Source organism: Maribacter hydrothermalis (assembly GCF_001913155.1).
Classification (GTDB): Bacteria; Bacteroidota; Bacteroidia; order Flavobacteriales; family Flavobacteriaceae; genus Maribacter; species Maribacter hydrothermalis.
In genome coordinates this window covers 1-11,502 of the sequence record NZ_CP018760.1, presented here as the reverse complement: position 1 = coordinate 11,502, position 11,502 = coordinate 1, and the positions used below count along the sequence as shown (strand labels likewise).

The following is an 11,502-nucleotide window of genomic DNA, read 5'->3' as shown; positions in this document are numbered from 1 at the left end:
TCACATTACAATTTACAAAAAAAATTCAATAATTCGTAAATTTTGTAAATATTTATTAATCAACATATTATGAACAGGTGTTATTAACTTTTGTTCATAAAAAAAGCGCTACTTAAAATTGAAATAGCGCTTATTATAATTTAGAAAGTAAATTAACCTCTTACTTCTTTAATTCTAGCTTTCTTACCAGTTAATTCACGGAAGTAGTAAATTCTAGATCTACGTACTTTGCCACGTTTGTTAACTTCAATTTTTTGAAGTGCAGGTAAGTTAATTGGGAAGATACGCTCAACACCAACCGTTCCTGACATTTTACGAATAGTAAAAGTTTCAGTAGAGCCAGTTCCTCTACGTTGAATAACAACACCTTTAAAGAACTGAGTTCTTGTTTTTTCACCTTCCTTAATTTCATAGTACACTGTAATAGTGTCACCAGCTGAAAATTTAGGAAATTCTTTTTTAGTTACGAATTCGTCTTGTACAAATTTTATTAATGATTCCATTGTATAGTTAATTGGAATTAAATTAGAGCAACATTCACGATTATCGTCAGAGGTTATTCTAACAGGGTGCAAAATTAATATTTATATTATAATATACAAGTATTTTACACGCTATTTACTAATTTTTGACAATGAATGACTAAAGCAAATCGGGTCGTAATTTCTCGGTACGTTCAAAAGCTTTGTTTTCGCGCCACTCTTCAATCTTACCAAAATTTCCACTAAGCAATACATTAGGTACATTCATGCCTTTATATTCAGCTGGTCTAGTGTATACGGGCGGAGCCAGTAAGCCATCTTGAAAAGTATCTGTTAATGCAGAGGTTTCATCATTTAAAACACCTGGCAATAATCTTATTATAGTATCGCATAGAACGGCGGCACCTAATTCTCCACCAGAAAGCACGTAGTCGCCAATAGATATTTCTTTGGTAATGAATGCATCTCTCACACGTTGGTCAACACCTTTGTAATGACCGCAAAGAATTATGATGTTTTCAACCAAAGACAGCGTGTTTGCAATTTTCTGATTTAATGTAGTACCATCGGGAGTCATATAGATAACTTCATCATAATCTCGTTGCGATTTTAATTCCGTAATACATTTATCTATAGGTTCTATCATTAATACCATACCGGCTCCACCACCAAATTGATAATCGTCAACATTTCTGTATTTAGTATCCGTGTAATCTCTAAGATTATGAAAATGTACTTCTACCAATCCTTTTTCTATGGCTCTTTTTAAAATGGATGCTTCAAACGGACTTGAGATTAATTCTGGTAATACGGTTATTATATCTATTCGCATCTTTTTATTTTGCTTCATTATTTCACCTGCCAAAAGTAATGAAAACAGTGATTATCTTTTAACCACCCTAATTTCTCATATAGCTTTTGAGCTGGGTTGTCTATAGCTGTTTCTAATGCAAGCCCCTTGTATCCATTAATTCTGCAATACTCTTGTGATTTCAAGAGCAACGCTTTGCCTACGGATTTATTTCTAAAATTGGAGTCGACAAACAAATCATTCAGTAGTAAAGATTTCTCTAAGCTTACTGATGAGAAGGTAAAGTACAATTGAACAAAACCAATGGCTACTTTGTTACTGTAGGCAGCAAAAATTATAGATTCCTCATTTAACATTCTATCATCAAGGAAAACAGCTGCTGCTTTGGTATCTGATTTCATTTTATAGAAAACTCTATAATTATCAAATAAATGATAAATATCCGCCACTTGAGATCCCGTAATTTTTTTAATGTTTATCATATCAAAAAAAAGCTCCGTTAAGGAGCTTTAATTATTTAGTTTTCTTGTGTTTATTTAATTCGTCTTGTAATTGTCTACTTATTTTTTGCTCTCGTTCAAGAGATCTTCTTCTGTGATCTTCATATTCAATTTCAAGATCAGAGAGGTTTTGTTTAGCTTCTTGAGTAAGAATATTGCTATTTCTAAATTTATAGATGAATAAACCAAGTAATAAAAATAATCCGCCAATAATGGTCCACAATATAAAGTTGTATGTACCTTTTGATACGGCCAAACCAATAAAAGACATACTATCTTTCTCTTCTGTAACCGAACTAAGATTGGTAGTAGTCTCCTCTAATTTTTTGTTTAAAGAAGTTATTGTGGTTTCATGCTCGGCAATAGTGGACTTTAACTCACTAGTCTTTTTATTCATTGCAACGATTGAATCCAATACATTTTCCCTAATCTTAAATAGGTTGGTTTCTTTTACTACTTCATATCGTACTCCATCAGCTCTATAATTTCCAGAGCGTTTAGCAATATAATCGAACTGATTACTGATAGGGCCTTGATCTAAAGATAACTTATCATCATCTGCTTCGTTATCTTGTGCAAATATTTGGGTAGTGGCAAAAAGAAAGGCCACAAATAGCAGTATTCTATAGAATTTCATGAAATAGATTCTTAGGTTAAAAGAAATAATTTAGAGTTGACGAAAGTAATTTATTAAAGTCAAATTAAAAAAAAATGCGTAAACATTATACATGTTTCTTTAACTACGTTCCGAAATGTAAATTAGATCTTTTATTTCAAATTAATAATAAGTATAACGACGTACTTTGGCAATATATTTCGCTAATCTAATAACTTGATGCGAATACCCATATTCATTATCATACCAGATATACAAAATAATATTCTTGCCAGTACTCGATACAATAGTAGCCATACTGTCGTAAATAGATGGGGCCGAAGTGCCAATAATATCTGACGATACCAATTCTTTATCTAAAGAATATTTAATTTGCTCTACTAAATCGCCCTCTAGAGCATATTTCTTAATCATAGAGTTTACACCCTCTAATGACGTTTTTTGAGATATCTCAAGATTAAGAATAGCTAATGAACCATTTGGCACAGGAACTCGAATCGCATTCGATGTTAACTTACCTGTTAAAGACGGCAAAGCTTTGGCAACGGCTTCGCCCGCACCTGTCTCTGTAATTACCATGTTTAGTGCTGCCGCACGACCCCGTCTATACTTACCGTGCATGTTGTCGACTAAATTTTGGTCGTTTGTATAAGCGTGTATGGTTTCTAAGTGACCTTTAACTATGCCTAGAGTTTCCTCTATAGCTTTTAAGATTGGAGTTATAGCATTAGTTGTACAAGATGCTGCAGAAAACAATTCCGTATCATCTGGGTTGTATTCTAAATGATTTACGCCATGTACGATATTAGCAATCTCTTTTCCAGGAGCGGTTAATAATACTCTTGATGCGCCTTTAGCTTTTAAATGACGTTCTAATTGTTCTTTATTTCTAAACGCACCCGTATTATCAATAATTAAAGCATCTTTTATTCCATATTCAGAATAATCTATTTCTTCTGGCATATTTGCGTAAATAACATGAACTGTGGTGCCATTGATTATTAGTTTTTGGTTTTCCGAATCTACTTTTACAGTTCCATTAAAAATACCATGGACAGAATCAGTTTTTAATAAACTAGCTCTTTTTTCAAGGTTTTCACTACTTGGGTTTCCTCTAACTACAATTGCCCTAAGTCTTAATTGATTGCCTTTACCGGTTTTAGACATTAGCTCTCGTGCCACTAACCGCCCAATTCTTCCAAAACCATACAAAACAACATCTTTTGGTTCAATGTCTTTAAAGTCTTGTGCTGTTTTAAGCTTTTCAATTACAAATGCTTTTACATTGGTTAAAATATTTTTATCGGAATGATATTCATACGTTAGTTTACCAATATCTAGTTTAGACGGGGGTAGTGGAATATCGGCAATAGAACGTAATATTTCTACTGAATCAAAAATTGAAATTGGTTTTTGTACAAATTCACCGGCATATTCATGTAAATGCATAATATCACTTACATTTTTATCGATAACCTGATTTTTAAAAAGAACAATTTCAATTGATTTATCGTACCAGAGATCACTGACGATTTTGATAAATTCGGTCGTAGCTTTTCTACGGTCGGCTTGAAATGCGAGCTCTTTTTCAAATGTGGTTTGTGGAGCCATAAGAATTGATTATTTTTTAGAATTCGCACAAAATTAGAAAAATTAAGTACCTTATTTAAATATTTTTCAAAAAAAAGCCTTCGAAATTACGAAGGCTGTATTTTTATTGAAATTTACTCGATAATCGAAATTTATTGTTGAATTTCGTTTTAATGCTTCACGAGCTTCCCATGTGGTAGTTTACTATTGAAAGATGAGTCGGTCCTGTACACCGTTGGAACCAACCATGGTAATAACCGTTTTACCATATTTTGGTATTGCTCCAAACGCATTATAAGCGTCCTCTATATTCCCAATTTCAATTTCATCAATTTTAACTATTACTTTTTCCGATAACCCATAACCTCTATATCTTTCTGGTACGCCAATTATTTTTACTCCGGTTTGGGTTTTATATACCTTTTTGTCATGAGCGGTTAAATTCTTTACTTCCAATCCCATTTCCGGTACTATTAATTTTTGCCTTTCTTTTAGTGTTAAGGGTAATATCAATAGCTCATTATTTCTTTCTATACTAAATTGCAAGGTATCGCCAGGTCTTTTTGTTGAAAGATATCCAGTTAAATCGGGGTATTTATGAACGACTATTTCATCTACCTTTTTAATAATATCTCCAATTTCAATTCCTGCCTCTTGGGCGGCAGATTCTTCCTCAACCAATTCAACATAAACACCATCAATATTATTTATTCCTTTTTCTATTGCATCCCTGGTATTTACAGGTGCAGGGCTTATGCCCATAAAACCTTTTTGAACATTTCCATATTCTAAAATGTCTTGAATAACCTTTTTTGCAATGTTGCTAGGTACTGCAAAAGAATAACCCACATATGACCCTGTTTGGGAAGTGATGGCCGTGTTAATTCCTATTAAATCTCCATTTGTATTTACCAATGCACCGCCAGAATTTCCTGGATTTACAGCAGCATCAGTCTGTATAAAAGATTGATTTTTTCCAAGGTTTCGCGCCTTAGCACTTACAATACCTGCAGTAACGGTAGAAGTAAGGTTAAAAGGGTTACCTACGGCTAATACCCATTCACCAATTTTTGTTTGATCAGAATCGCCAAATGCTAAATAAGGCAATTTTTCATCTGGGTCTATTTTAATTAATGCAATATCAGAATTAGGGTCAGTTCCTATCAAATCGGCATTATAAGTACGGTTATTATTAAGTGTAACTTGTAATTGATTAGCTCTAGTTATAACATGATTATTTGTAACGATATATCCGTCAGATGAAATGATTACTCCAGAACCTGTACCAACATGTGGCACTACGGAACTACCGCTAGAGCCATAAAAGAAATCGATTATGCTAGTGGGTCCTTTGCTAAGGGTAATGTTTTTAACGTGTACAACGGCATTTACTGTGTTTTCTGCAGCATTGGTGAAATCGACCTCATTAATTCCGGCACCTTTTGCAGAAGTAGGTGTGTAGCTTGCATTTACAATTTCGTTGGGATTCTCTTGTGATATAATCGTAAAGTTCTCTTTTTCAAAAAATAATTTATACGCCCCCAATGTAATTGCACCTGCAAAAATGGAAACAAGCAGAAGGCTTGCTATTCTTTTCATAATATTTAATCTTTTAACAAATTCCACACAAAATTACTTGATTTTATGCTCTTTTCTGAGCGTTTAACTAGTTTTTAACTACTATTAAAAACTTAATTATGTTCTATCTTTGTAGCTACTACTGTTATATGGAATATACATTTTATAAATATCAAGGAACTGGAAATGATTTTGTGATGATAGATAATCGCAATAATCAATTTCCAAAGGATAATGTAGAATTGATTGCAAAACTTTGTAATCGTAGATTTGGCGTAGGTGCTGATGGATTAATTTTACTAGAAAATGATGAGAATACAGATTTTAAAATGATGTATTTTAATGCAGATGGAAGAGAGAGCAGTATGTGTGGCAACGGAGGAAGATGCATAGTTGCTTTTGCTCATTTTCTTGGCGTAATTGGCAAGGAAACTATTTTTGTTGCAGTTGATGGGGTGCACGAAGCTATTATTGAAAACGATGTTATCAGTTTAAAAATGGTCAATGTTCATGAAGTAAAAGAAAAAGGAGATGCACTATTTATGAATACGGGATCTCCACATCATGTACAATTAGTGAATGAGCTGAAATCATTTAATGTAGTTAAAGAAGGTGCTCGGTTACGTTATGGGGTGTACGGCGAAAAAGGAAGTAATATCAATTTTGTAGAAAAAAATGAATTGGGCGGATTCAATATACGAACCTATGAAAGAGGTGTTGAAGATGAAACATTGTCATGTGGTACGGGTGTAACTGCTGTTGCATTGGGTATGTATCATTTAGGAAGAACTAATGAAAACAAAGTTCGGGTTAGGGCGCTTGGTGGTCATCTGGAGGTTACTTTCGATGTGAATAATGGCGTTTATAGTAACATATTCCTTAAAGGTGAAGCTAAACAAGTTTTTAAAGGAGAGTTATCATGGTAACATTAAAAGGAAATCACATTTATTTAAGAGCCTTAGAGCAAAACGATTTAGATTTTCTATTTGAACTTGAGAATGATACGGATGTATGGGAATTAAGTGGAACAATTACCCCGTATTCAAAAAATGTATTGCAGTTGTATTTAGATAACGCCCATAGAGACTTGTTCGATGTAAAACAATTAAGATTGGTTATATGTGACCTAAATGAAAAGGCTGTTGGGTTAATAGATGTATTTGATTTTGAGCCCAATCATAAAAGAGCGGGTATCGGTATAATAATTCTGGATAAGGAGCAAAGAAATAAAGGTTTTGGTGGTGAGGCTGTTTCGATATTATGTAATTACCTTTTTAATATACTTGGTTTAAGACAAATTTATGCTAATATATTAGAGGAAAATGTAGCTAGTTTGCATTTGTTTAAAAAATTAGGATTCGTCGAAATTGGTATAAAGAAAGACTGGATTAGGGATAAGAATACATTTAAGAATGAAATTTTATTACAAAAAATAAATAGGTAATGTATATAAAGCGTATTTTATTAGGTATTGTACTATTTGGGTTAATAGGAGGTGGCATCTTTGCTTATATGATTTATGGTATATTTTTTACTCCAAATACAAGTTTTAATAATGAAGAGGCTTTTATATATATTCCAAGCAATGCTTCTGAAAATGATATTATAGAACAAATGTCACCTGTTTTAAAAGATATAGATGCTTTTAAATCTGCGGCCAAAAGAAAGGGATACTTAGATAATATTAAAGCAGGTAAGTATAAGGTCAAGGAAGGTATGAATAATAATGAAATCGTTAATTCATTGCGTAGCGGTAATTTACCAGTTAAAGTTTCATTTAATAATCAAGAAAGTGTTTACGACTTAGCAGGTAGAATTGCTGGTCAAATAGAAGCGGATAGTGTTTCATTAGTGAAGGTGTTTACAGATATTGACTTTTTAAAGGCAAACGGATTTAATGATGATAATTTAATATCTCCTTACATTCCAAATAGTTATGAGTTTTTCTGGAATACATCAGCTACAGGTTTTAGAGATAGAATGCTAACAGAGTATAAACGGTTTTGGAACGAAAGTAGACTTGAAAAAGCAAAAAAAATAGGACTACAGCCAAATGAGGTAATTGCGTTAGCATCAATTGTGCATAAAGAAACAGCAAAAGTAGATGAACGACCTACAGTTGCTGGAGTGTATCTAAATCGCTTGAGAACACGAATGTTATTGCAGGCAGACCCAACAGTTATTTATGCTATAAAAAAAGAAACAGGGAATTTTGATACGATTATAAAAAGGGTGTTATATAAAGATTTAGAAATGAATTCACCATATAATACATATAAGTATGGTGGTTTACCTCCAGGACCAATTGCAATGCCCGATATTACTGCGATAGATGCAGTTTTAAACCCTAAAAAACATAATTATTATTATTTTGTTGCTAATGTAGAAAAGTTCGGTTATCACATGTTTGCAGAGAATTTAGCGCAGCATAACCGAAATAAAGAGCAATACATCCGATGGATTAATGCTCAGAAAATCAACAGATAAGCTAATCGACCGATTTTTAGCACTTGTTAACTAAATCTGTATTCTTTTAACAGAACCTTCATAAACTCTTATTATTTCAGGTTTACCTTTGCTTAAGAAATTTGAGCAAGCAAATAGTAGTCGCTGTAAGTCTTAAGAAATAAAAAGTATGAGAAGATGGATATTAATATGTTGTCCTCTTATTATGATGTTTATTTTATCTGGTTTCGGATTTAAACCCTTTAAAGTTGAAGTTCCGGAATTGCTTAAAATAAAAGAACCTACTTTAGTTTCGTTTCCTCAAAACGAACCTTTTTTATCGAATTATCAAATTGCTCCCCCCTTTCTTGGTAGCCAGTATGTTGGTTTTAAAGAGGCTTTGGCCTTTAAAGAATCACAAGGCAATTATTTTGTAACCAATAGCTTTGGCTATTTGGGCAAATATCAATTTGGGATAGGTACTTTAGAGCTGGTGGGCGTTTACGACGGTAATCATTTTTTAAATGATCCAATTTTACAAGAGAAGGTTTTTAATGTAAACATTTCTCGAAATAAATGGATTTTAAGAAAGGATATTAAGCGCTACGTTGGTGTGCGTATAGGTGGTATTGAAATTACAGAATCTGGTATATTGGCAGCCGCGCATTTAGCTGGTCCAGGTAATGTTAAATTATATTTACGCTCGCAGGGACGTAAAGAAATTATAGATGGGTATGGTACTAGTATTTCCCATTATATGAAAAAGTTTTCGGGATATGATATCTCGCTGATTCCGCCGATTCGAAATCCAAGAATTTAAGTAGAGATGAAAATGGGAAACCTTGGCATTTATTTGTTAAGGTTTTTTTATGCCTGAATAATAAAAATAGCGGGTCGTTTGTGTAAATCTACATTTTCTTTCTTCCAGTTTATTGCCGTCTTTGTTTTTATGTATTCGGCGGGTAGAGTGATGTCTGCTGCTACACAAATTCTAGTGCTAGGAGCTAATGTTTTAATTAATTCCTCTAGCATTTTATTATTTCTGTAGGGTGTTTCTATAAAAATTTGAGATTGGTTATCTTCTTTAGATTTACGTTCCAAATTTTTTATGTACTTTTTACGGTCAGATCCGTCTATAGGTAAGTAGCCGTTAAATGCAAAATTTTGGCCATTCATTCCACTAGCCATTAATGCAAGTAAAATAGAGGAGGGGCCTACTAATGGAACTACTTGAATATTTTTTTCATGTGCTATTTTAACGACTGCCGCACCGGGGTCGGCAATACCAGGGCAACCTGCTTCCGAAAGAATTCCTACATCGAAACCATCTAAACAAGGATTTAGAAAGTTAGGAATCTCCTGTGGCTCAGTAAACTTGTTGAGAACCGATAGTTTTAAAGAAGGTTGTGATTTTCTAGGGCTTATTTTTTTAATAAAATGGCGAGCGGTTTTTTCATTTTCAACTACATAGTAGTCTAAACGTTCTATAGTTTGTTTTATAGAAATAGGTAACACCTCTAAAGGTGCCATGTCACCTAATGTTGAAGGTATCAAGTAAACATTACCTTTTTTCCCGTTTTGTGTGCTCATTTATTTATTTTCTAATCTTGCAGCAATGACATCGCATGCTTGGTCAATCATTTGAAAAACATTCTCAAAACCTTCTTCAGAATTATAATAAGGATCGGGGACCTCCTTGTGTGCTGAGTTTAATTCGTTTAAAAGTAGCTTTACTTTTTGCGCATCTATCTTATTTCTTGCTAAATCAATAATATTGGCATAGTTACTTTTGTCCATGGCATATATAATATCAAACTCATCAAAATCTAAAACATTAAATTTTCTGCATACTTGAGAACTAATATCTAAACCATGTTTTCTAGCTACTTCTATAGATCTCGGGTCTGGCGCATTACCAAGGTGGTATCCTCCGGTACCCGCTGAATCAACATGTACTTGTGCATCATTTACTTTACTTTTAAGTATGCCTTCTGCCAATGGAGACCTGCATATATTTCCTAGGCAAACCATCAACACCTTCATGTAACGTAAGTTTTAAGAAAATTTCTTTGTTAAGTCATCAATGTACTTGCGAAATTGTTTGTCGGTTTCTGCTAAGTTATCAACTGTTTTGCATGCATGAAGAACTGTAGCGTGATCACGCTTGCCAATTTGTGAACCAATACTGGCTAAAGAAGCTTTTGTAAACTTCTTGGCAAAGAACATAGCTAGTTGTCTTGCTTGTACAATGTGTCTTTTTCTAGTTTTAGACTGTAAAGTGGCTACATCCATTTCAAAGTAATCGGAAACTACTTTTTGTATATAGTCAATAGAAACTTCGCGTTTGGTGTTCTTCACGAATTTTTCTACAACTTGTTGCGCAAGCTCAATGGTAACTTCTCTTTTGTTTAGGGTAGACTGTGCAATCAAAGAAATAATGGCACCTTCTAATTCTCTAATATTCGTTTTAATGTGCTTTGCGACATATTCTATAATGTCTTCTGGTATTTCAACACCATCTCTATATAACTTGTTTTTTAAGATAGAGATTCTTGTTTCGTAATCCGGACTCTGTAATTCTGCAGATAATCCCCATTTAAAACGAGACAACAAGCGTTGTTCAATATCCTGCATATCTACCGGAGCTTTATCAGACGTAAGTATTACTTGTTTTCCGTTTTGGTGTAAATGATTGAAAATATGGAAGAATACATCTTGCGTTCCGGATTTACCTGATAAGAATTGTACATCATCAATAATCAATACATCTATTAACTGGTAGAAATGAATAAAATCATTTCTAGTATTTTTCTTAACAGACTCAATATATTGTTGTGTAAATTTCTCTGCAGATATATATAGAACGGTGCGTTCTGGATATTTATCTTTTATTTCAACACCAATAGCATGCGCTAAATGTGTTTTACCAAGACCAACCCCACCAAATACCAGCAACGGATTAAATGATGTGCCTCCTGGTTTATTAGCGACCGCCATACCGGCAGATCTCGCCAAACGGTTAGAGTCACCTTCTAGGAAATTGTCAAAATTATAATTAGGATTTAACTGAGATTCTATTTTAATGTTCCTAATTCCTGGTATAACAAAGGGATTACGTAATTCAGGATTTTTAGATTTAATAGGAACATCCATTTCTTGAGCTGCCATTGCACCCCTGTTAGAACTTGGTATTTTTTCAGTAAAAGGTTCTTTATTTCCGTAGGTATTTTCCATACGAATAATATATACCAACTTAGCTGTTTCTCCTAATTCTTTAGTTAAAGCTACTTTTAAAAGTTTAACGTAATGTTCTTCAAGCCACTCGTAGAAGAATTTGCTAGGAACTTGAATGCTTAACGCGTTTTCGGATAATTTAACGGGCTTAATAGGCTCAAACCAAGTTTTGAATGCCTGCGGTTGGATATTATCCTTTATAAACACCAAACAATTTTTCCAAACGGAATTTGCAGTAACACTCAT

At 33.4% G+C, this 11,502-nt stretch carries 13 protein-coding genes; 4 read left to right on the top strand and 9 right to left on the bottom strand.

Annotated elements, in window-relative coordinates:
- Nucleotides 1–152 precede the first annotated feature (152 nt).
- From rplS to BTR34_RS00040, 6 genes are all read right to left on the bottom strand, one after another.
- Nucleotides 153–503, bottom strand: coding sequence for a 50S ribosomal protein L19 (gene rplS / locus BTR34_RS00065; protein ID WP_058102993.1), 351 nt, complete (start codon nucleotides 501–503; stop codon nucleotides 153–155).
- A gap of 139 nt (nucleotides 504–642) precedes the next feature.
- Nucleotides 643–1,314: a tRNA (guanosine(37)-N1)-methyltransferase TrmD gene (gene trmD / locus BTR34_RS00060; RefSeq protein WP_068485006.1), complete on the bottom strand. Its 672-nt coding sequence runs from the start codon at nucleotides 1,312–1,314 to the stop codon at nucleotides 643–645.
- Between the two features lie 17 nt (nucleotides 1,315–1,331).
- Nucleotides 1,332–1,775, bottom strand: a complete 444-nt coding sequence (locus BTR34_RS00055) for a GNAT family N-acetyltransferase (RefSeq protein WP_068484613.1) — start codon at nucleotides 1,773–1,775, stop codon at nucleotides 1,332–1,334.
- A 31-nt stretch (nucleotides 1,776–1,806) separates the two neighbouring features.
- Nucleotides 1,807–2,430 (bottom strand): tRNA (guanine-N1)-methyltransferase, encoded by a 624-nt coding sequence (locus tag BTR34_RS00050; protein WP_068484614.1) that lies wholly within the window; start codon nucleotides 2,428–2,430, stop codon nucleotides 1,807–1,809.
- A gap of 141 nt (nucleotides 2,431–2,571) precedes the next feature.
- Nucleotides 2,572–4,020: a glyceraldehyde-3-phosphate dehydrogenase gene (locus BTR34_RS00045; RefSeq protein ID WP_068484615.1), complete on the bottom strand. Its 1,449-nt coding sequence runs from the start codon at nucleotides 4,018–4,020 to the stop codon at nucleotides 2,572–2,574.
- Between the two features lie 183 nt (nucleotides 4,021–4,203).
- On the bottom strand, nucleotides 4,204–5,598 hold the full coding sequence (locus BTR34_RS00040; protein ID WP_068484616.1) for a S1C family serine protease: 1,395 nt from the start codon (nucleotides 5,596–5,598) through the stop codon (nucleotides 4,204–4,206).
- A gap of 128 nt (nucleotides 5,599–5,726) precedes the next feature.
- Here BTR34_RS00040 and dapF point away from each other — a divergent pair, with 128 nt between their 5' ends.
- The 4 genes from dapF to BTR34_RS00020 all read left to right on the top strand — a co-directional run bounded on the left by dapF (nucleotide 5,727) and on the right by BTR34_RS00020 (nucleotide 8,842).
- Nucleotides 5,727–6,503, top strand: coding sequence for a diaminopimelate epimerase (gene dapF / locus BTR34_RS00035; RefSeq protein ID WP_068484617.1), 777 nt, complete (start codon nucleotides 5,727–5,729; stop codon nucleotides 6,501–6,503).
- The gene (locus tag BTR34_RS00030) at nucleotides 6,497–7,021 is read left to right on the top strand and encodes a GNAT family N-acetyltransferase (protein ID WP_068484618.1); all 525 of its coding nucleotides are present in this window, start codon (nucleotides 6,497–6,499) and stop codon (nucleotides 7,019–7,021) included. Before dapF ends, BTR34_RS00030 begins: the two co-directional genes overlap by 7 nt.
- Nucleotides 7,021–8,064, top strand: coding sequence for an endolytic transglycosylase MltG (gene mltG / locus BTR34_RS00025; protein ID WP_068484619.1), 1,044 nt, complete (start codon nucleotides 7,021–7,023; stop codon nucleotides 8,062–8,064). The genes BTR34_RS00030 and mltG overlap by 1 nt, the downstream gene beginning before the upstream one ends.
- 148 nt (nucleotides 8,065–8,212) lie before the next feature.
- Nucleotides 8,213–8,842: a hypothetical protein gene (locus tag BTR34_RS00020; RefSeq protein WP_068484620.1), complete on the top strand. Its 630-nt coding sequence runs from the start codon at nucleotides 8,213–8,215 to the stop codon at nucleotides 8,840–8,842.
- Nucleotides 8,843–8,889: 47 nt separating this feature from the next.
- On the opposite strand, the gene BTR34_RS00015 is transcribed toward BTR34_RS00020, so the two are convergent.
- Genes BTR34_RS00015 through dnaA form a run of 3 tightly spaced genes read right to left on the bottom strand, consistent with a single transcriptional unit; the run spans nucleotide 8,890 to nucleotide 11,502 of the window.
- A complete protein-coding gene (locus BTR34_RS00015; RefSeq protein WP_068484621.1) occupies nucleotides 8,890–9,612 on the bottom strand; it encodes an SAM-dependent methyltransferase in 723 nt (240 codons plus the stop codon).
- A complete protein-coding gene (locus tag BTR34_RS00010) occupies nucleotides 9,613–10,065 on the bottom strand; it encodes a low molecular weight protein-tyrosine-phosphatase (RefSeq protein WP_068484622.1) in 453 nt (150 codons plus the stop codon). It abuts the gene before it with no gap.
- 12 nt (nucleotides 10,066–10,077) lie between these two features.
- Nucleotides 10,078–11,502: a chromosomal replication initiator protein DnaA gene (gene dnaA / locus BTR34_RS00005; RefSeq protein WP_068484623.1), complete on the bottom strand. Its 1,425-nt coding sequence runs from the start codon at nucleotides 11,500–11,502 to the stop codon at nucleotides 10,078–10,080.